Source organism: Branchiibius cervicis (assembly GCF_042661605.1).
GTDB classification, from domain to species: Bacteria; Actinomycetota; Actinomycetes; order Actinomycetales; family Dermatophilaceae; genus Branchiibius; species Branchiibius cervicis.
Genome location: NZ_JBHSWJ010000002.1, coordinates 3,437,530 through 3,456,465, shown reverse-complemented (window position 1 = coordinate 3,456,465; position 18,936 = coordinate 3,437,530). Strand labels below are relative to the sequence as shown.

The window sequence follows — 18,936 nt, the reverse complement described above, 5'->3', positions numbered from 1 at the left end:
CGAGATGCTGCCCGCCCCGCTGCCGCTGGATGTGGCAGCGGCCGTTGCGGCCACCAAGGGGTTCATGCCCGAGGCGGAAGGCGAGGCGCTGCACGCTCACGCGCTGGCATCGTTGCCGGGCACCTGGTTGGAGATCGGCACCTACTGCGGCAAGTCCACCGTGATCCTGGGCGACGCGGCTCGGCGGGTGGGGGCATCCCTCGTGACTGTCGACCACCATCACGGGTCGGAGGAGAACCAGCCGGGCTGGGAGTGGCACGACACCTCCATGGTCGACCCGGTCTCGGGACGGCTGGACACGTTGCCCACCTTCCGGCCGGTGCTGGATTCGCTAGCCGATGTGTGTACGGCGATCGTGGCCTCCACCGAGAATGTCGCCGCGTGGTGGACCTCGCCGGTCACAATGCTGTTCCTGGACGGCAACCACACGGAGCAGACCGCGCAGCACGACTACGCGGCGTTCGCGCCGTTCGTGGTGCCGGGCGGGACCCTGCTGGTGCACGACGTTTTCCCCGACCCGGCCGACGGTGGGCAAGCGCCGTGGCACGTGGTGCAGCGGGCCCTGTCAGAAGGGTTCGTCGAGGTCGCGAAGCACGGCTCGCTTCGCGTGCTGCGCCGCGACTGACGCTGGCACTCTCGGCATGAGAGTGCTAATTTGGAAGAGCAAGGACAGCAAGACGGTCGCCCCCGGGTGGCCCGGTGTGGCGGCCTCGGAACATGGAGGTTGTGATGCGCTCTGACACGTTCAACGAGTTCGACGCCCTGACCCGCTTCCTCGGGTCGCGTACTGGTTCGGCCCGTTCCCCGCAATTCATGCCGATCGACCTTTACAAGATCGACAACAGCTACGTGCTGCACGCAGACCTGCCGGGTATGGATCCCGGCAGCATCGACGTCAAGGTCGATCGCGGCGTCCTGACCATCACGGCTCAGCGGACCGCCCCTTCCGAGGAGGGCGTCCAATGGCTGACCAGTGAACGCTTCTCCGGCATCTACCGCCGTCAGATCAGCCTCGGTGACGACGTCGATACCGAACGGATCACCGCCAGCTACGACAACGGGGTCCTCAGCCTGACCATCCCGTTGCACGAACAGGCCAAACCGCGGCAGATCGAAGTCGTGCAAGGGCGAGACGAAGCTGCGCGGCCGCTGGTCTCCAGCACGGCGGCGCCAGCCTGACCGGCGACCCGGGAGCGGGATTCACCCGGTGGATCCCGCTCCCGGTCTCCGCGACCGGTGTGGTCGCAACGGTCCGACACAATGGGGCCATGAGTCAACGAGCGGGCGCTCTGGACGGGATCGTCGTGGCCGATTTCGGGCGGGTGCTCGCGGCTCCGTACGCGACCATGATGCTGGGCGACCTCGGCGCGGAAGTCATCAAGATCGAGCGGCCGGGTAGCGGGGACGAGACGCGGGGGTGGGGGCCGCCGTACACGCCGGACGGGCGATCGACGTACTTCGAGGCGATCAACCGCAACAAGACCTCGCGCGCGCTGGACCTCAAAGACGCAGACGACCTGGCTGCCGCGCGGTCACTGGCGCAGCGGGCGGACGTGGTCGTGCAGAACTTCCTGCCCGGCACGATGGAGAAGCTGGGGCTGGGATACAACGACCTGCGCCAGGTCAACCCCGGTGTGATCTATTGCAGTGTCAGCGGATTCGGGCAGCAATCGTCCGCCCCGGGATACGACCTGCTGATCCAGGCGACCGGCGGGCTGATGAGCGTCACCGGGCCGTCACCCGACCAGCCGACGAAGGCGGGGGTGGCGCTGATCGACGTACTGACCGGGGTGCACGCGGCGCTGGGGATCGTGGCCGCGCTCTATCACCGGGCGCAGACCGGCGAGGGTCAGCGGGTGGACATCGACCTGATGAGTACGGCGCTGGCGACCTTGGTGAACCAGGCTTCCGGCTACCTGCTGGCGGGCAATGTGCCTGTGGCGATGGGTAATTCGCATCCTTCGCTCTCGCCGTACGACGTGTATCAAGCCGCCGACAAGAAGCTGGTCATCGCATGCGGCAACGACGGGCAGTTCCGCACGCTCGCCGGTGTGCTCGGTGCTCCGGAACTCGCCGACGACCCGCGCTTCCTGACCAACTTCGACCGGACCGCTCACGCCAGCGAACTGACCGAGGTGCTGAATTCGCTTCTGGTGCAACGCACTGCGCAGGAATGGTGCGACGCGCTGGCTGCGATGCGCATCGCCGCAGGACCGATCAACAACGTCGCCGACGCGTTCGAGTACGCGCGGGCGATGGGGTTGTCGCCGGTGCGTGACTGCGCGGGGGCGCCGGTGGTCGCCAACCCGATCAACCTGTCGCAGACGCCGGTGACCTACCGCACCGCGCCCCGCGCCTCGCGGATAGCTGATGGGCTGGGTGCGACGGCGTCGACTACGGAACGCAGCGCGCTCGGCGTACGAGCGACTGGAGCCGTATGTCTACTACCCCGGATGTGACGCGCAAATGGACGACGTTTCGGCTGCTCGCGCAATCCGGCTGGCGTCGATCCAGGATGACCTTGGGGGAATTCGGCGAGGGACGGTGCACGGTGATCGGGTGCGGGTCGGCATCATCCGCGAGATTGCTGCTATCGCGCGGGACCTTCCGGGAGGCAATGAGCGGCAGGATCTGATCGACGCTGCGGATGACGTCTACAGGGCTGACACGTCGGTTACGTGGATTGTGCTCAACGACCAACTGGGTCAGACTCTGGCGGCACCGGCGGTCGCCGGGTGGCTTGAGCGAGAGATTGCACCGGACACCACTGATCCGCTGTCGGCAGACGAGGTCGAGGTGCGGGAGATGCTGGCGGAGACGTTCGCCGATCTGGTCATCACCGACCTGTCAGAAGGCCAGCAGCGTGACGTCGTGCTGGGGCAGTTGGAACTGGATACGGACCGAGTTGACCGATGGGTCGAGACGTTCCTGGAAGACGTCTGGTTCGGCGAGCCGCCGCCCACTGTGCCGCCGGACGTCAGGATGGTGCTGACAGACGAGTTGCTATCCCGGCTGGGCCGGCACTGATTTTGGAGGTTGTGAGGATTTGCAGGGCGGCTGAGACTCACCCGACCTGCAAAACCTCGATCGCTCCAAAATCGTGAAGCGGTCGGCTGAGGATCAGGCCTCGGGGGAGTCGCTCTCGTTCTGTTGCGCTGCCTGCTGCTCGGCGATCTCGGCGTGGATCTTCTCCATCGGCAGGTTGCGGACCTGCTCGATGACGTCGGCCAGCGCGCGCTGCGGCAACGCGCCCGCGTCGGCGTAGACCAGGACGCCCTCGCGGAAGGCCATCACGGTCGGGATCGAGGAGATGTTCAACGCACCCGCGAGGTTCTGCTGCGCATCGGTGTCGACCTTGCCGAAGACGATGTCGGAGTGCTGCGCCGAGGCGGCCTCGAACACCGGCCCGAACTGACGGCACGGACCGCACCAGGTCGCCCAGAAGTCGACCAGCACGATGTCGTTGTCGTTGATGGTGGACGCGAAGTTCTCTTCGGTCAGTGTGGTCGTGGCCATGGACATACTCCTTGTATCTGCGCGTAAAACGTCTCGCTCTTGTTCAACGTGCTCCGGTCGCAAAGATTCCCTTGCCCCACCGGGTCGAGTGTCCGTGTGTTGCGGGCGTGCGGCGATGTGGGCTGGCGGGAGTGGGTCGAGTGTCCGTGTGTTGCGGGATTGCACGCCACCGCCGACCCCTCACTGCCCCGCCACAGTGTCCGCCTAGCGAAATCATCTTTGGTCTATGCGTGGATGGCATGGTGAACTATGGGCATGTCTTCGACCGCCACCTATACCGCGATGCGCCTCACCCAGCGCACTGCGATGTGGCATTGCTGTCGCGTTTGAGCACATCCGCTCACGTCCGAACAGCCCGGGCCCACCGCCCGAAACCCCAACCCACGAAGGCTCCCCACGAAATGTCCACACCCTCGGTTTCCTCGCTCGGCATCCGCGACTTCACGTCCGACCAGCTGATCCGGATTGCGCGCCTGTTCGCCTCCGACGACAGCCACGCCGGCCAGGTCGACCTGTCGGTGACCGAGCGCCAGCGGATCCCGCTGGACTCGACCGCGCACCTCGAGGTCTGGTTGATGGTGTGGCCCGTCGGCTCGAGCACCGGCTGGCACGACCACGGCCAGGCGGCCGGTGCGTACGTCGTGGTGACCGGCGAGTTGATCGAGGAATCCCGCCGCGGGGGTCGGCCACCGACCTGTTGCTCGATAAGGGCGATGAGCGGGCATTCGGCCCGGGCCACATCCACAACATGACCAACGTCGGCGACGCTCCTGCGCTGACCGTGCACGCCTACTCACCGGGCCTGGCCGAGATGACGCCCTACGAGCTGGTCGACGACCGATTGGTGCCGGTCAACCCCTAACCACTACGGTGGTCATGGCCGCGCGCCCCGTTCTGCAGCGCACGTGCCTTTGCGATTCATCCCGTCGATGCCACTGTGACGCGCTCGCACCCGCGAGGAACCGCGCCGGGCAGAACCGACCGCATCACTTGTTCTTTCGGAGAACCTTTGTCACTCAGTACTTCTGCACGTCCCGCTGCCCAGGCGGCAGCACCCGCCTTCGGTGCGCTCGGCGTACCGGCCCCGTTGGTCGAGGTCCTCACCTCCGCGGGCATCACCACCCCTACCCCCATCCAGACCGCGACCCTGCCGGACTCCCTGGCCGGTCGCGACGTCCTGGGCCGCGGCCGGACCGGTTCCGGCAAGACCTACGCCTTCCTCCTGCCCCTCGTGGCGCGGTTGGCGGCCGGGTCAGGTCGGCGTACGCCGAAACGCCCGCGAGCGCTGATCCTGGCCCCCACGCGTGAACTGGTTGCGCAGATCGACGAGTCGCTGGCCCCGCTGGCCGCGAAGTACGGGCTGACCTCGCGCACCGTCTTCGGGGGCGTGGGTCAGAACCCGCAGGTCACCGCGTTACGCGCGGGCGTCGACATCGTCCTGGCCTGCCCCGGCCGGCTGGAAGACCTGATGGGACAGGGGCACGTCGACCTGTCCGCCGTCGAGATCACCGTCCTGGACGAGGCCGACCACATGGCCGATCTCGGGTTCCTGCCCGGCGTCCGGCGAATCCTGGCCAAGACGCCGCAGCGTTCGCAGCGGTTGCTCTTCTCCGCGACGCTCGACTCCGGCGTCAACCAGTTGGTGAAGGCCTTCCTGCACCAACCCGTGACGCACGAGGCCGATTCGGCGCAGTCGCCGGTCTCCACCATGAGCCACCACGTGCTGCATGTGACCGCGGCCGACCACCTGCCGGTGCTGACCGACCTCCTGGCTGCCCCCGGCCGCACCGTGGTCTTCACCCGGACAAAGCACCGTGCGAAAAAGATTGCCCGACAGCTGAATTCAGCCGGTGTGCCGGCGGTTGAGTTGCACGGCAACCTGTCCCAGAATGCTCGTACCCGGTCGATGGATGCGTTCCACTCCGGTGCCGCCCAGACGCTGGTCGCCACGGACATCGCCGCCCGCGGGATCCACGTCGACGATGTCGCGCTGGTGATCCACGCCGATCCGCCGGTCGAGCACAAGGCCTACCTGCACCGTTCCGGACGTACGGCGCGTGCGGGCGCCCAGGGGACCGTCATCACCCTGATGACCGACGACCAGGTCCGCGATGTGCGCGACCTGACCCGGCAGGCCGGCATCAAGCCGACCACCACCCGCGTCACGCCCAACCACCCGTTGCTGGCTGAGCTGGCCCCGGGGGAGCGGACGTACGCCGCGCCCTCCTCGGTCAGTCCCGCTGCGGCACCCGAGGGGTCGAGTCGCCCAGCCGGTGGGGGCAACCGATCTGGCGCTCGCGGCAGCGGCCGCAACACTGCGGATGCGGGCCGCTCCGGTGGGCGTTCGCGCTCTGGCGGTTCGCGACGTACCGGATCGGGCTCCGGCGCCGGATCGGGCAACGGCTCCGGTCGCTCTGGCGGTGGCCGGACGTCGGGTGGGCGCTCCGGCGGTGCGCGCTCGACGACGGCGTACAGCACCTCCAGTGGCGGCCGCAGCTCCGGCGCTGCGGACTTCTCGGCCCGCCGGCCGAGCCGGGGGCGTTGAGCTACCCGGCGAGCTTGCTGATGTCGGCGACGGTGGCGTCGTAGCCGCGGATCAGGTCATCGGCCTGCACCCACAGGCTGCGACCCGCCGCGCCGGCACCCATGCTGATCCGCCGTCCGGCGATCGCGGCGTCGGCGTACACCGGCCAGTCGCCGTCCGCTCCGAACGGCGTGATCGTGCCGCGCGCATAACCCGTTGCGGCGAGGGCATCGTCGGCATCGGGGAGCCGAAGCTTGTTGACTCCGACGACGCTACGCAGTTTCGCCCAGTCGATCTGCCGGTCACCGGGGATCAGCGCCAGCAGGAAATCCCCGTCGTGTCGTTTGACGACAAGGGTTTTCACGATATCCGCCGGTGTGATGCCCTGGACCGCAGCGGCTTCCTCCAGCGAGTTGGCGGCTGGTCGCGTCACGACCTCGATGTCGATGCCGCGAGCGGTGGCGTCCTGCTCGGCGCGGGCGGTGTCGGTCATGAGGCAAGTATGCTTCCCCGCGTCCGCCCCGACACATGGAGCAGGTGACCATGAGCGAACACGCCCAGGCCCAGGTGCATCGACTGCGCCGTATGACCGGTCGCGATCCGCACGAGGAAGGGCGCGTCTCCAGTCCGCTGGAGTTGCTGTTCGACCTGACCTTCGTCATCGCGGTGGGAGTCGCTGCGACCTACCTGGCCGAGGTCACCGCCGAGGGACACATCCTGCCGGCGCTGCTCGGCTTCGGGTTCGCGACGTTCGCGATCACCTGGGCGTGGATCAACTTCACCTGGTTCGCTTCGGCCTTCGACACCGACGACTGGGTCTACCGCGCGATGACCATGGTGCAGATGGTCGGTGTCGTCATCCTGGCCCTCGGGATCCCGGCGATGTTCGAGTCGATCGAGGAGGGCCACCACCTCGACAACCGGGTCATCGTCGCCGGTTATGTCGTGATGCGGGTGGCCATGATCTCGCAGTGGCTGCGGGTGGCCAAGGAGTCGCCGGAATACCGGGATACGGCGCTGCGGTACGCCAAGGGGGTCGGTCTGGCGCAGATCGGCTGGATCGTCGTGGCGATCATCGAGCTGCCGTTGGTGCCGACCCTGTGCCTGACCACCGCGCTGACGATCTTCGAGATGTGCGTGCCCGGCTGGGCCGAAGCCACTACGCGTCCGACGCCCTGGCATCCGCACCACATCGCCGAGCGGTATTCGTTGTTCGCCATCATCGCCCTGGGCGAAGGGCTGGTCGGCACGATTGCCTCCTCCAACGGTGTGCTGGGAGGCGAGCACGGCGGGCACTGGACCTGGGCGGCCATCGCGGTCGTGATCGCCGGCGTCGGGTTGACCTTCGCGCTGTGGTGGATCTACTTCATCAATCCGTTCGGATCGGTGCTGGAGCATCGGCCGCGGTACGCCTGGCTCTTCGGCTACGGGCACATCGTGGTCTTCGGTTCGATCGTCGCGGTCGGCGCAGGTCTGCACCTGGCGGGTCTCTACGTCGAGCACCGCACCGAGCTCAGCGCCACACAGGTGGTCGCGTTCATCGCGGTCCCCATCGCGATCTACATCGTGTCGGTCTACGTCATCCACCTGTTCCTGCTGCCGGTGTGGTCGTGGCTCTACGCCTGGATGATCGGCATCGCCCTCGTCCTGCTCGCGCTGGCCGTGGTGTTGGCGGCGGCCGGTGTGTCGGTTCCGGTGTGCCTGCTGATCGTGATGCTGGCGCCGTTCATCCAGGTCGTCGGCTACGAGTGGCGCGGGCACGATTTCCAGCAGCAGGCGTTGGATCGTCTCGCCGCGTAACCTTTCCACATGTCTGCTGATCGCCCGGCCGAGGAACTCGTCACCTGCGACATCGCCGACCAGATCGCGCGGGTGCATCTGAATCGTCCCGAGAAACTGAACGCGCTGACCTTCCCGCTGCTCGCCCAACTGGTGCAGGTGGCCCACCGGATCCGCGCCGACCGATCGGTCCGCGCCGTGGTGCTGGCCGGGGCCGGTGACTCGTTCTGCGCCGGCCTCGACTTCGCCTCCGTGGCCAAGGACCCCAAGAAGCTGTTCCTGGGGTTCGTGCCCAACCCCATCCGCGGCACCAACCGCTTCCAGGAGGCGTGTTGGGCGTGGCGCCGGTTGCCGGTGCCGGTGATCGCGGCCGTGGAGGGCCACTGCTACGGCGGCGGTATCCAGATCGCTCTGGCGGCCGATTTCCGGATCACCCATCCCGAGGCGAAATGGTCTGTGCTGGAGGGCAAATGGGGTCTCGTGCCGGACATGACCGGGGTGCGGACCCTGTCCGAGCTGGTGGGAGTAGAGACCGCCAAGCGTCTGACGATGACCGCCGAGGTGATCACGGGCGCCCGGGCGCACGAACTCGGGCTGGCCGGCCAACTCAGCCTCTCGCCGTACGACGATGCCCTGGCTCTGGCGCACCAGCTCACCGAGCGCTCGCCGGACGCCCTCGCCGCCGCCAAACGGCTCTTCGACCGGGCCGGTGGCGCGTCCGCCCGGCGAATCTTCGCCGCGGAGCGCCGCGAGCAACTGCCGCTGCTGCTCGGGCGTAACCACAGGGCCGCGCGCACGGCCGGGCTCAACCGCCAAACCCCGACGTACGCCGATCGCGCCCGTCGGTGAGCTGGCAGCGGGTCGACACGCGGGTTGCGTATGAGAACCACTGGATTCGCGTCACCGAAGACCACGTAACGCGTCCTGACGGATCACCGGGGCTCTACGGCGTCGTGGAGTTGCAGCATCCGGCGGTGTCCGTCGTCGCGATCACGGACGATGACGATGTCCTGCTGGTCGAGATGGATCGCTACACGGTGGGGCGCTCGCTCGAGGTGGTCGCGGGTGGCACCGACGGGCAGGATGCGCTGGTCGCCGCGCAACGTGAACTGCTGGAGGAGACGGGCGTCGTTGCTCGGACGTGGCAGCCGATCGGGGAGTTCAACAGCCTGAACGGGGTCTGCCGCGCCTGGACGACGGTCTTTCTCGCCACCGATCTGACGAGTCCGCCGGAGGAGCTTTCCGACCACCAGCTCACCGAAGGCATCAGCGCCGTGCTCCGGGTGCCGTGGGCCGCAGTGATGCGACTCATCGGCGACGGCACGATCACCGACAGTGAGAGCCAGTCGTCATTGATGCTGGCTGCCGTAGCGCTGCGCCGCGTGGGGTAGGTAGGTCTCTGCATAGATGCAGTGCATGATCGTCGTCCGTTGAAGTAGCCGTTGGACCAGCCCTTCCAGCCGGAGCACGTCCGCGGTGGTCGCCAGCTCCGGTGCGACGGTGTGAAGGTCGACCAGCGGTTCGCCGGCCTGTTCGGCGGCTTCGGGCCCGAACATCGCCTCTGGCATCGCTCGATCGACGTACGGCATCGGATACCAGCAGCGCTCGACGATGCGCGTCGCGCTGAACCCGAGGTGGTCACCCAGCCAGCCCACGGCGGATAGCGCGGCAGGTAAGAGCATCTCACGGGGGAGTCGGCGGGTAGCGGTCCGCGACACCTTTGCAAGCATCCGGGGCGCCGGAACGGGGAACTACGGGATCAGGCCGGAGCCGGAGCTCCAGGGGAAGTTGATCCACGCATCCGTGGCTTTCCAGGAGAAATCGGGATCGATGATCGTGGTCGGCTTGGTGTAGATCACCGCCGTGCGGATCTCGCCGGCGTGCGGTTTCAACAGGTCCACCACCAGGGCAAGGGTCTTACCGGAATCCACCACGTCGTCCACGATCAACAACTTCTTGCCGGCCAGGGCGCCGGTGTCCAGCAGGGGCTCCAACACCACCGGCTCGGGAAGGGTCTCCTCGATGTCGGTGTAGAACTCGACGTTCAGCGTGCCGGCCGCTTTGACCTTGAGCGCGTAAGCAATGGCACCGGCCGGGATCAGACCGCCGCGGGCCACGGCGATGACCAGCTCCGGCACGAATCCGGAGTTTTCGATGGCCGTGGCCAGTTCGCGGGACGCCTGTCCGAACAGGTGCCAGGTGAGGTTCTCGCGGTCGTCGTCGGAAGTCACGAGGTCACGGTATCCGCAGCTGCGCCTCGACCGCGCTGTGGTCGCTGCCGTTGGCGGGTAGCACCGACACCTCATGGGTCTGCACTCCGCGCAGTAGCACGTGATCCAACCGGATCAGCCCGATTCCCGACGGCCAGGTGAATCCGAAGCCGAACGACGAACCGCGCGCCTCCGGTGCCGCCGCCGACAACTCCTGGAACGACGGATCGGTCGAGGCGGCGTTGAAATCGCCCATCATGACGATCCGCTGCGATGGGTCGGCCCGGACCACGGCACTCAGATTCGCCAACATCAGATTGCGCTCCGCGAACTCGTTCCAGCGCACCGAGGCCATGTGCACGACGTACACCCGGACCGCGCCCGACGGGGTCGCGACGTCCGCCCGGAACGCCCGCGCCCAGGAGAAGCCCAGGCTCATCGCCCGCTGGTTGCTGATCGGGTACTTGCTCCACAAGCCGACCGTCTGGATCGCGTAGTGGTATCGGTAGCCACTCAGCGTGTCCGTGATCGAGGCTCGCTGCGTCGGCGAGAACTCCTGCAGCGCAATCAGGTCCGCGTTCTGTTGAGCCAGGTTGCGGACCGTGGCCACGGTGTCGGGGTTCTCCGCCTGCACGTTCTGGCTGATCACCCGCAGGTTGCTGGAGGACGCAAGACCACCGGCGGGAAGCAGGTACGGCGCGCACACCGCAAACCACGTGCCGGCCGCTACCAGTGCGGCGACGATCGCGACGATGCTGCGCCGGCCGACCGCCCACACCACCAGGATCAACGCGGGGATCCACAGCCACGGCAGCAACGTCCCGACGACGTTCGTGATGCCGACGCGATGCGGCAACTGCCCGTGCAGCGCCACGACCAGCGCGAACAGCAGCGCCAAGGTGGCGCACACCCATGCGGTACGCCGTGGCCGGGCCGGGTCGAAATCCTCCGGCAACCGCCGGGGTTGGGTCTCGATCGGGCTGGTCATCGGTCGATTCTCCCAAAGGAAACTGTGATCGCCCGCCATAGGATTGCCGGCATGGACTTCTACAACAGTTACGCGCATGGCTTCGCGCGGGTAGCTGGGTGTGCCACTCCCACCGCGATCGCCGATCCGGCCACGAACGCGGCCACGATCATCGCCCAGGCGAAGGCGTGCCATGAGCAGCACGTGGCGGTCGCGATCTTCCCCGAGCTCAGCCTGTCCGGCTATGCCATCGACGACCTGCTACTGCAGGATCCGCTCCTGGACGCCGTCGAGGTAGCGCTCGCGCAGGTCGTCGAGGCCAGCGCCGACCTGCTTCCCCTGCTGGTGGTCGGTGCCCCGCTGCGGCACGGCAACCGGCTCTACAACACCGCGGTGATCGTGCACCGCGGCCACATCCTCGGGGTCGCGCCGAAGTCGTATCTGCCGAACTACCGGGAGTTCTACGAGAAGCGGCATTTCGCTGCCGGAGACCTGATCACCGGTCAGACCCTGACCTTCGGCGCGGGGGCGCCCGATCGGCGTACGTCGATCGCCGGGCTCAAGGTGCCGTTCGGCACCGACCTGCTCTTCAGCGCCAGCGACCTGCCCGGGCTGGTGCTGCACGTCGAGGTGTGCGAGGACATGTGGGTGCCGGTGCCGCCCAGCTCGGTCGCGGCCCTCGCGGGCGCGACGGTCATGGCCAACATCTCCGGGTCGCCGATCACCGTCGGACGGGCCGAGGACCGCCACCTGTTGTGTCAGGCACAGTCGTCAAGATGTTTGTCGGCGTACCTGTATGCCGCTGCAGGACAAGGGGAGTCGACGACAGACTTGTCCTGGGACGGCATGACGATGGTCTACGAATGCGGGGGCCTCCTGGGGCAGACGGAACGTTTCCCGGACGGGCCGGTCGCCACGGTCGTCGATATCGACCTGGACCGGATCCGGCAGGACCGGCAGCGCGACGGCTCGATCGATGACAACGCGCGCACGTACGCCGACTGGTCCGGGACGTTCCGGACGGTCGACTTCGAGGTCGCGCCGCCCGCGGGCGATCTCGGCTTGCTGCGACCGGTCGACCGGTTCCCGTTCGTGCCGGACGACCCGGCCCGGATGGCGCAGGATTGCTACGAGGCGTACAACATCCAGGTGTCCGGCCTGATGCAGCGGCTGCGCGCGATCGGCCAGCCGAAGGTCGTGATCGGCGTCTCCGGTGGCCTGGACTCCACACACGCGCTGATCGTCGCGGCGCGGGCGATGGACCGGATGGGCCGGCCGCGCAGCGACATCCTGGCGTTCACGATGCCGGGCTTCGCCACCGGCAACACCTCCAAGGGGTTTGCCCATGCTCTCGGCGAAGGGCTCGGGGTCACCTTCGAGGAGTTGGACATCAAACCTGCAGCGCGGCAGATGCTGACCGACATGGGGCATCCGTTCGCCGGCGGGGAACCGGTCTACGACGTGACCTTCGAGAACGTGCAGGCCGGGCTGCGGACCGACTTCCTGTTCCGGATCGCCAACCAGCGAGGCGGCATCGTGCTGGGCACCGGCGATTTGTCGGAGCTCGCGCTGGGCTGGTGCACCTACGGGGTTGGTGACCAGATGTCGCACTACACGGTCAACTCCGGCATTCCGAAGACGCTGATCCAGCACCTGATCCGCTGGGTCGTGAGCGAAAAGTTCTTCGACGAGGCCGTCGGCGCGACCCTGACCGGGATCGTCAACGCGGAGATCTCTCCGGAGCTGGTCCCCGCCGGCGACGATGAGAAACCGCAGTCGACCGAGGACGCCATCGGGCCGTATGCGCTGCAGGACTTCACCCTGTACCACGTGCTGCGCTACGGCTTCCGGCCCTCCAAGATCGCCTTCCTGGCGTGGCACGCCTGGCATGACCCCGCGGTCGGTGACTGGCCACAGGGCTTGCCGGACGATCGGCGTACGGGCTATGACCTGGAGACCATCGTGCAGTGGCTCGAAGTCTTCATCAAACGGTTCTTCGCCTTCAGCCAGTTCAAACGCTCGGCGCTGCCCAACGGCCCGAAGGTCGTGCACGGCGGCTCCCTGTCGCCGCGAGGCGACTGGCGCGCACCCTCTGACGGCAACGCGGCCGTCTGGTTGGCCGAGCTGCACGAGGCGGTGCCGCGGTCGTGAAGGTCCGCGTACGCCGCGCCAGCGTCGCGATGGGTGATGACACCCTCGCGCCGCACGAGAAGTGGATCGACCTGCCGGCCGATTGCACCCACGAGCGCTTGGTGAAGGCGACCTCGCGCAACTATCTGGCCTCGATCATCGGCGGGAAGGCGACGTGGGTGGCGTGGCTCAGCGATGCCCCGGACACGCTGCAATGCCCGATCGCGGTGCTGGCCCAGCAGTGGCGTTCGCCGCGCGTGCTGTCACCCGACGCCCGCCGCGCACCGGGCGAGGACTACGTCTATTTCACCTATCTGGCCCAGCGGGATCCGCTGGACATCCTCGACCGGGTCCTCACCGGCCGCCCGATGATCGACTGATCCAGGCAATGGCGGAGTTCTCCGAGCGGGTCGTGAAGGTGCTGCGGCGCGCCGACCAGCGGATCCGCAGCGCCCCACGCGACGAACGCACGGACCGCTTCGTCGCCTGTCGCGCGGCCATGGCGAGTCTGGCCAGGGTCGATGCGTTCTACGTCGGCTTCTACCGCGGTGACTCCACCCTGGTCATTCCCTACTCCGAGGACGCCGGTCGGTTCGCGGGTGTCGACGTGCAGCACTTCGGCCGCGGTGGGCTCTCGGCGTGGCTGCGGGCCTCCCGTCGCACCTATCGTTTCGCCACCGACGGCGGCCGGTTGCTGCGCAAAGGGGTTCCCCTCGGCGATAGCGGCCAGCCGACGCAGGACGCCATCGTGGTGCCGATGCTGGATCCCGCCACGGGTGATGCGCTGGGGATGCTGGCCTTCCAGAGCTGGACGGCCGACGACTTCGATGACGAAGCCGTTGCGGCGGCGCAATGGTTGGCGCGTGCCTTGGTCAGCAGCCTCGCCAAGGACGAGGACGATGTCGAAGCACTCGACCTTTATGTGCTCTACCCGGACCTGGACAGTGCCCGCATCACCGAGGCCGACAGCTACCTGCCGCAACTGGCCCTGCGGTTGGACGAATTGCGTCTCGTCCTGCTCGAAGCGCTCGAGTCGTTCGATGAAGCCGAATCCGACACGGGGACAGGCTCTTTGGTGAGCAACGCGTATCACGTGTGCGCGGCTGCAGGATGAGGTGGTCTCGGGGCTGTTGCAGGCAACCCCGTCGGAGCCGGAATCGCCCTACGCACGGCTGACCCCGCGTGAGCAGCAGATTGCTGCCCTCATCGTCGACGAGGGGCTCAGCAACGCTGAGATCGCCGCCCGGCTCGTGCTCTCGGAGAAGACCGTCAAAGGTCACGTCTCGGGCATCTTGCGCAAATTCGGGGTCAGCCAGCGCTCCGCCATCCCCCGCGGTGAGCGGTAGCGCCGGCCGCCCCGTCCTACCGGCGGGCCGCCCGCACGACGCGCTTGGCCGCGGGCAGACCGCGCGCCCATAGCGGGTAGATCGGCGACAGCGGTAGGTCGAAGGTGCCGGCGAGCAGATCCTCGTGGTCGGCGAATCCGGTTTTGAACGTGGTGATTCCGTTGTTCAACAGACCATTCAGGTCGTAACGTTCGATCCCGTCGCGCCGGCACTCGCGGATCGCGTGCCACTTGAGCGTGTAGTTCGCTCGTAGCGCCTGACCGCGTTCGTTCATCCCGCCGTACAACTCGAACGCGGTCCGCCGACTGGCTGCCAGCCACAGGAACGCGACGGGCTGCCCATCGTCGTACGCCGTGTAGAGCCGTGAGCGGGCACCCAACCGGGCCGCGACGTCCTGGTAGTAGTGCTCGCCGTGCACTGCGAACCCGGCCCGATCGGCGGTCTCGCGATAGAGGGACAGAGCCTGGTCGATGCCTTCCGGGGTGGTGACCAGGCGAAGGTCCAGACCCTCGCGGCCGGACTTGCGAATGTACTGCCTGGTCTTCTTGGCCATGGCCGACAGGAGAGCCTCCTCGGACCGGGTCAGATCCAGGATGAGCGTGCGGGGGATAAGAATGGTGTTCGACGTACGCCGCCAGGGCCCGCCGCTCGGACCGGTCGTCGTGTCCGGCTCGATCGTCAGCACGGTCGCCGGTACGTGATCGCGGCAGTACTGCGCGATCCGGGCGGTCACCTCGTCCTGTTCGCCGTGGTCTGCGAACGGGCCGCGCGGCACATACAGCAGCGGACGTAGGGGGCCGGGCAGCGAACGCTGCAGGACCTGGGCGCCACCGATGGGTTCACCGTTCCGGTACACCGCCAGGCGCAGCGCGCGCCAATGTTCGCCGGATTTGAGCTCACCCCAACCCCAGCACTGCAACGGGTGGCCGCCCCGCGCATCGACCAGGTCATCCCAGGTCGAGGCGTCGTTGACGAGGCTGACGCCAGCCGGTGTCGCGGTCGTCGGCGCGCCGTGTGTCGTGAGTGCCATTGTCCCCTCGTCAATCCGCCGGTACCGGGACGTTAAGGCGCCAACCTGACCGGTGCACCCGAGACTTGGTAGGGATTTGCTGGGCACCGGTCTCGGGACCGGCACTGTCCACAGGTCGCCCGGCGGCTGTCGCACGTGCGACCTACCCTTGAGTCATGGCCGGGTTCGCAAGCACACTGCGTGCTGCGACCTGGTTGACCCGGCTGACTGCCGAGGATGTGCGGCTGTCGGTGCATCCCTTCGCCTACGAGCGCGGGGTCGGATACGCCGACTCCGAGCGGGTCATCGCGCTGTACGGCGAGCCCTCCCGCCTCACCGCCCTGGTGGCCGGTTCGGAAGCCACGCCGTACGCCGTCATCGTGGACGTACGCGACGTCGGCCGCGGGCGGCTGAGCTGGACCTCGCGCTGCTCCTGCCCGCTCGAAACCGACTGCAAACACGTGGTCGCCGCCCTGCTGACCGCGATCGAGGTCATCGCACCCCAGATGCCAGCGGCTCCGCCGCCGGGCGCCTGGCGGGGCCGGGTCGAGACCTGGGTGCGCGATGCGGCCGCGCGGGCGGAGGAAAAGACCGCGCTGGGGCTGCGGTTCGCCGTGTCTGCCGGTCCGCGGGCGGGCGGCGAGCTGTCCGTCGTGCTCACCCCGACCCGGATGGGCAAGACCGGGCGATGGCACAAGGAGGTGCGCTGGTCCGACCTCGAGTACGACGGGGCGCGGGCTTACGACCCGAACCAGGCCGGGGCGCTGGTCGAGTTGCGCAACCGCTTCCGCAACAGCAACGCATCCCGCTACGTCTACGGCGACACGATGATGCTGCAGTTCGCGGACGCTGCGGTGTGGCCCGCGCTGCAGGCGGTGATCGATGCCGGGGTGGCCTTGGTGCCGGGGTACCGCCAGGAGTTCCCGATCCAGTTCGAGCTTCGTCAGCGCGAGCCGCGGGTGCAGGTCCAACGCGATGCCGAGGGCGGGATCGAGTTGCACGCCGATCTGCCGCTTGACCCGGGTGGCCGGTTCATCGGTCAGCCGATGCACGCCGTCGCCGCCTATGACGACGACGGCTTGCACATCCTGGGATTTGCGACGCCGGTCAGTCCGATCGTCGACGCGCTGCTGCGTGAGGGGTCGCTGCAGGTGCCCGCTGACGACGCCGACGAATTCCTGCACGTCTACTATCCGCGGCTGGCCCCACGGATCGAGACCGCCGGGCCGGTCGAGGGTGAGATCGCGCAACCCGAACCCCTGCGCCTGCGCCTCACCCTCAGCCCGGCACCGGGTGCGGCGGACGATCCGCCGCGGATCGGCGTACGGGCGCACATGTACTACGCAGGACGGTTCGCCGAGGACGTGAGTCTTGAGCACACGTCAGTGCGGCCGGACCGGGCCATGGAGCGCGACGTGGTGGAGCGTCTCATTCCGGTACTGCAACCGCTGGGTCTGCTGGAGGCGGTCGGCGGGCTGGGCTGGTGGCCCCGCGCCGAGCACGTGCTGTCCGAGGAGGCGGCGCTGTTGTTGATCGCAGACCTGGAAGCGCTGCGCGGCCACGACGACCTGCTGCTGGAGCTGTCCGGTGAGTTGCCGGTTTTCGAAGAAGCCGATGCGGATCCGCTGATCGAGATCGCCACTCACCAGGATCCGGACGACCCCGACTGGCTCAATCTGATGGTGACGATCACGATCGACGGTGAGTCGGTACCGATCGGACCGTTGATCAAGGCGCTGGCCCAGGACAAGGAGGTCCTGGTACTGCCGTCCGGCACCTGGTTCACGCTCGACAAACCCGAGCTGCTGCGACTGCGCGACCTGCTGGCGGAGGCGCGGGAGATTGCCGACCGGCCCAGCGGAGTGGCGATCAACCGCTACCAGATCGGGTTGTGGGAGGAGTTGGAGAAGCTCGGGGTCGTCGACGAGCAGGCGTTCGCCTGGCAGGCCACCGTCGCCGCGCTGCGCTCGCACGGGGTGGATCTCGAGGCGCCGCTGCCCGATGGGCTGAAGGCCGAGCTGCGGCCCTACCAGCGCTCCGGCTACGGCTGGTTGCACACGTTGTGGACCGCCGGCCTGGGTGGCGTGCTGGCCGACGACATGGGTCTGGGTAAGACCCTCCAGACCATCGCATTGCTCGAATCTGCCCGCGCTGCAGGTGATCTCGATGACCAACCCGTTCTCGTGGTCGCACCCAGTTCCGTGGTGGGCACCTGGGTGTCGGAGGCCGCCAGGTTCGCTCCCGATCTGCGAGTCGTGCCCGTGGTGCAGACCAGTGCTCGGCGGGGCGGGCAGTCCCTGGCCGATCAGGTGCGCGGCGCGCACGTGGTGGTCACGTCGTACGCCGTGCTGCGCCTGGACGCCGAGGCCTTCCACACGCTGGGCTGGCGCGGCCTGGTCCTGGACGAGGCGCAGAACGTGAAGAACCACCAGAGCAAGACCTTCCACGCGGCCAAGCGGATCGGTGCACCGTTCACCCTGGCGATCACCGGCACCCCTCTGGAGAACTCCTTGATGGATCTGTGGGCGATGTTCGCGCTCGCGGCGCCCGGGCTCTATCCGCGGCCGGACCAGTTCGCCGCGGTATACCGCAAGCCGATCGAGAGCGGTGAGAAGCCGGAGCGGCTGGACCAGTTGCGCCGCCGGATCCGGCCGTTGATGTTGCGACGCACCAAGTCCGAAGTCGCAACTGACCTGCCGGACAAGCAGATCCAGGTGCAGAACGTCGCACTGGGAACTCGTCACAGCACCCTGTACAAACGACACCTGCAGCGCGAACGACAGCGCATGCTGGGGTTGCTGGAGGACCCTGATGCCAACCGCATCGCGATCCTGGCCGCGCTGACGCGACTGCGGCAGCTGGCGCTGGACCCGAGCCTGGTCGACGAGGAGTACGCCGCCCGCGAGCTGCCCGCCAAGCTCGCCTTCCTCGTGGACCAGATCCAGGAGGTCTCCGCCGAGGGACACCGCGCACTGGTGTTCAGCCAGTTCACCCGCTTCCTGGGCCGGGCGCGGGACGCGCTGGAGGCGGCCGGCCTCAACACCTCCTACCTCGACGGATCGATGACGGCCAGGGCGCGGCAGCAGGAGATCGACGCCTTCCGCGCCGGCGACCAGGCAGCGTTCCTGATTTCGCTGAAGGCCGGCGGCACGGGCCTGACGCTGACGGAGGCGGACTACGTCTTCGTGCTCGATCCCTGGTGGAACCCGGCCGCGGAGGCGCAGGCCATCGACCGGGCGCATCGCATCGGGCAGGACAAACCCGTGACGGTCTACCGGTTGGTCTCGGCGGACACCATCGAGGAGAAGGTGCTGGCGCTGCAGGAACGCAAGCGCGATCTGTTCACCAAGGTTGTCGACGACGGCGGCGCGCTGGGCGGCGGCTTGACGGTGCAGGACCTACGCGGCCTGTTCGAATGAAAACCTACGCAATCGAAGGTTTCTTTCTACGGAAGT

The 18,936-nt window shown here is 67.7% G+C and carries 20 protein-coding genes; 14 read left to right on the top strand and 6 right to left on the bottom strand.

Annotation, left to right across the window (positions count from 1 at the left end; genetic code table 11):
* Positions 1 to 4 precede the first annotated feature (4 nt).
* The 4 genes from ACFQBT_RS17880 to ACFQBT_RS17865 all read left to right on the top strand — a co-directional run bounded on the left by ACFQBT_RS17880 (position 5) and on the right by ACFQBT_RS17865 (position 3,027).
* Positions 5 to 625, top strand: a complete 621-nt coding sequence (locus ACFQBT_RS17880; protein WP_377825545.1) for a class I SAM-dependent methyltransferase — start codon at positions 5 to 7, stop codon at positions 623 to 625.
* Between the two features lie 104 nt (positions 626 to 729).
* Positions 730 to 1,179: an Hsp20/alpha crystallin family protein gene (locus tag ACFQBT_RS17875; RefSeq protein WP_377824805.1), complete on the top strand. Its 450-nt coding sequence runs from the start codon at positions 730 to 732 to the stop codon at positions 1,177 to 1,179.
* An 89-nt stretch (positions 1,180 to 1,268) separates the two neighbouring features.
* Positions 1,269 to 2,459 (top strand): CaiB/BaiF CoA transferase family protein, encoded by a 1,191-nt coding sequence (locus ACFQBT_RS17870; RefSeq protein ID WP_377824804.1) that lies wholly within the window; start codon positions 1,269 to 1,271, stop codon positions 2,457 to 2,459.
* A gap of 100 nt (positions 2,460 to 2,559) precedes the next feature.
* Positions 2,560 to 3,027 (top strand): hypothetical protein, encoded by a 468-nt coding sequence (locus tag ACFQBT_RS17865; RefSeq protein WP_377824803.1) that lies wholly within the window; start codon positions 2,560 to 2,562, stop codon positions 3,025 to 3,027.
* Positions 3,028 to 3,120: 93 nt separating this feature from the next.
* On the opposite strand, the gene trxA is transcribed toward ACFQBT_RS17865, so the two are convergent.
* Entirely contained in the window at positions 3,121 to 3,516 is a 396-nt protein-coding gene (trxA, locus tag ACFQBT_RS17860) for a thioredoxin (RefSeq protein ID WP_377824801.1), read from the bottom strand.
* Between the two features lie 401 nt (positions 3,517 to 3,917).
* Between trxA and ACFQBT_RS17855 the strand changes: the two genes are divergently transcribed.
* Positions 3,918 to 4,268: a cupin domain-containing protein gene (locus ACFQBT_RS17855; RefSeq protein ID WP_377824800.1), complete on the top strand. Its 351-nt coding sequence runs from the start codon at positions 3,918 to 3,920 to the stop codon at positions 4,266 to 4,268.
* 257 nt (positions 4,269 to 4,525) lie between these two features.
* Positions 4,526 to 6,061, top strand: a complete 1,536-nt coding sequence (locus ACFQBT_RS17850) for a DEAD/DEAH box helicase (protein ID WP_377824798.1) — start codon at positions 4,526 to 4,528, stop codon at positions 6,059 to 6,061.
* Between the two features lies 1 nt (position 6,062).
* On the opposite strand, the gene ACFQBT_RS17845 is transcribed toward ACFQBT_RS17850, so the two are convergent.
* Positions 6,063 to 6,533, bottom strand: coding sequence for an aminoacyl-tRNA deacylase (locus tag ACFQBT_RS17845; protein ID WP_377824796.1), 471 nt, complete (start codon positions 6,531 to 6,533; stop codon positions 6,063 to 6,065).
* 50 nt (positions 6,534 to 6,583) lie between these two features.
* On the opposite strand from ACFQBT_RS17845, the gene ACFQBT_RS17840 reads away from it, so the two are divergent.
* The 3 genes from ACFQBT_RS17840 to ACFQBT_RS17830 all read left to right on the top strand — a co-directional run bounded on the left by ACFQBT_RS17840 (position 6,584) and on the right by ACFQBT_RS17830 (position 9,210).
* Complete coding sequence (locus ACFQBT_RS17840) at positions 6,584 to 7,840, top strand: low temperature requirement protein A (RefSeq protein ID WP_377824795.1); 1,257 nt, start codon at positions 6,584 to 6,586, stop codon at positions 7,838 to 7,840.
* Between the two features lie 9 nt (positions 7,841 to 7,849).
* Positions 7,850 to 8,668 (top strand): crotonase/enoyl-CoA hydratase family protein, encoded by an 819-nt coding sequence (locus ACFQBT_RS17835; protein ID WP_377824794.1) that lies wholly within the window; start codon positions 7,850 to 7,852, stop codon positions 8,666 to 8,668.
* Between the two features lie 125 nt (positions 8,669 to 8,793).
* Entirely contained in the window at positions 8,794 to 9,210 is a 417-nt protein-coding gene (locus ACFQBT_RS17830) for an NUDIX domain-containing protein (protein ID WP_377824793.1), read from the top strand.
* On the opposite strand, the gene ACFQBT_RS17825 is transcribed toward ACFQBT_RS17830, so the two are convergent.
* From ACFQBT_RS17825 to ACFQBT_RS17815, 3 genes are all read right to left on the bottom strand, one after another.
* The gene (locus ACFQBT_RS17825) at positions 9,169 to 9,501 is read right to left on the bottom strand and encodes a hypothetical protein (RefSeq protein WP_377824791.1); all 333 of its coding nucleotides are present in this window, start codon (positions 9,499 to 9,501) and stop codon (positions 9,169 to 9,171) included. The two genes, ACFQBT_RS17830 and ACFQBT_RS17825, sit on opposite strands and share 42 nt — an antisense overlap.
* A gap of 69 nt (positions 9,502 to 9,570) precedes the next feature.
* Entirely contained in the window at positions 9,571 to 10,050 is a 480-nt protein-coding gene (locus ACFQBT_RS17820) for a phosphoribosyltransferase (RefSeq protein ID WP_377824789.1), read from the bottom strand.
* Between the two features lie 4 nt (positions 10,051 to 10,054).
* Positions 10,055 to 11,017, bottom strand: coding sequence for an endonuclease/exonuclease/phosphatase family protein (locus ACFQBT_RS17815; protein WP_377824787.1), 963 nt, complete (start codon positions 11,015 to 11,017; stop codon positions 10,055 to 10,057).
* Between the two features lie 51 nt (positions 11,018 to 11,068).
* Between ACFQBT_RS17815 and ACFQBT_RS17810 the strand changes: the two genes are divergently transcribed.
* The 4 genes from ACFQBT_RS17810 to ACFQBT_RS17795 are packed head-to-tail and all read left to right on the top strand — an operon-like array spanning position 11,069 to position 14,472.
* Positions 11,069 to 13,147, top strand: a complete 2,079-nt coding sequence (locus ACFQBT_RS17810; protein ID WP_377824785.1) for an NAD(+) synthase — start codon at positions 11,069 to 11,071, stop codon at positions 13,145 to 13,147.
* Entirely contained in the window at positions 13,144 to 13,506 is a 363-nt protein-coding gene (locus tag ACFQBT_RS17805; RefSeq protein WP_377824783.1) for a hypothetical protein, read from the top strand. The genes ACFQBT_RS17810 and ACFQBT_RS17805 overlap by 4 nt, the downstream gene beginning before the upstream one ends.
* Positions 13,507 to 13,514: 8 nt before the next feature.
* Positions 13,515 to 14,240 carry a hypothetical protein gene (locus ACFQBT_RS17800; protein ID WP_377824781.1) on the top strand — a complete coding sequence of 242 codons (726 nt, stop codon included), beginning with the start codon at positions 13,515 to 13,517 and terminating at the stop codon, positions 14,238 to 14,240.
* A 1-nt stretch (position 14,241) separates the two neighbouring features.
* The gene (locus tag ACFQBT_RS17795; protein ID WP_377824779.1) at positions 14,242 to 14,472 is read left to right on the top strand and encodes a LuxR C-terminal-related transcriptional regulator; all 231 of its coding nucleotides are present in this window, start codon (positions 14,242 to 14,244) and stop codon (positions 14,470 to 14,472) included.
* A 16-nt stretch (positions 14,473 to 14,488) separates the two neighbouring features.
* Here the strand turns inward: ACFQBT_RS17795 and ACFQBT_RS17790 are convergent, their stop codons facing one another.
* Positions 14,489 to 15,502 carry a lipid II:glycine glycyltransferase FemX gene (locus ACFQBT_RS17790; protein WP_377824778.1) on the bottom strand — a complete coding sequence of 338 codons (1,014 nt, stop codon included), beginning with the start codon at positions 15,500 to 15,502 and terminating at the stop codon, positions 14,489 to 14,491.
* 155 nt (positions 15,503 to 15,657) lie between these two features.
* Between ACFQBT_RS17790 and ACFQBT_RS17785 the strand changes: the two genes are divergently transcribed.
* Entirely contained in the window at positions 15,658 to 18,900 is a 3,243-nt protein-coding gene (locus ACFQBT_RS17785) for a DEAD/DEAH box helicase (protein ID WP_377824776.1), read from the top strand.
* The last annotated feature ends 36 nt before the right edge of the window (positions 18,901 to 18,936 follow it).

Excerpts from the sequence above, each read along its gene's own strand:
- ACFQBT_RS17880 (WP_377825545.1), top strand. The coding sequence starts at position 5 with ATGCTGCCCGCCCCGCTGCCGCTGGATGTGGCAGCGGCCGTTGCGGCC.
- ACFQBT_RS17875 (WP_377824805.1), top strand. The coding sequence starts at position 730 with ATGCGCTCTGACACGTTCAACGAGTTCGACGCCCTGACCCGCTTCCTC.
- ACFQBT_RS17870 (WP_377824804.1), top strand. The coding sequence starts at position 1,269 with ATGAGTCAACGAGCGGGCGCTCTGGACGGGATCGTCGTGGCCGATTTC.
- trxA (WP_377824801.1), bottom strand. The coding sequence starts at position 3,516 with ATGGCCACGACCACACTGACCGAAGAGAACTTCGCGTCCACCATCAAC.
- ACFQBT_RS17855 (WP_377824800.1), top strand. The coding sequence starts at position 3,918 with ATGTCCACACCCTCGGTTTCCTCGCTCGGCATCCGCGACTTCACGTCC.
- ACFQBT_RS17845 (WP_377824796.1), bottom strand. The coding sequence starts at position 6,533 with ATGACCGACACCGCCCGCGCCGAGCAGGACGCCACCGCTCGCGGCATC.
- ACFQBT_RS17840 (WP_377824795.1), top strand. The coding sequence starts at position 6,584 with ATGAGCGAACACGCCCAGGCCCAGGTGCATCGACTGCGCCGTATGACC.
- ACFQBT_RS17835 (WP_377824794.1), top strand. The coding sequence starts at position 7,850 with ATGTCTGCTGATCGCCCGGCCGAGGAACTCGTCACCTGCGACATCGCC.
- ACFQBT_RS17825 (WP_377824791.1), bottom strand. The coding sequence starts at position 9,501 with ATGCTCTTACCTGCCGCGCTATCCGCCGTGGGCTGGCTGGGTGACCAC.
- ACFQBT_RS17815 (WP_377824787.1), bottom strand. The coding sequence starts at position 11,017 with ATGACCAGCCCGATCGAGACCCAACCCCGGCGGTTGCCGGAGGATTTC.
- ACFQBT_RS17810 (WP_377824785.1), top strand. The coding sequence starts at position 11,069 with ATGGACTTCTACAACAGTTACGCGCATGGCTTCGCGCGGGTAGCTGGG.
- ACFQBT_RS17800 (WP_377824781.1), top strand. The coding sequence starts at position 13,515 with ATGGCGGAGTTCTCCGAGCGGGTCGTGAAGGTGCTGCGGCGCGCCGAC.
- ACFQBT_RS17790 (WP_377824778.1), bottom strand. The coding sequence starts at position 15,502 with ATGGCACTCACGACACACGGCGCGCCGACGACCGCGACACCGGCTGGC.
- ACFQBT_RS17785 (WP_377824776.1), top strand. The coding sequence starts at position 15,658 with ATGGCCGGGTTCGCAAGCACACTGCGTGCTGCGACCTGGTTGACCCGG.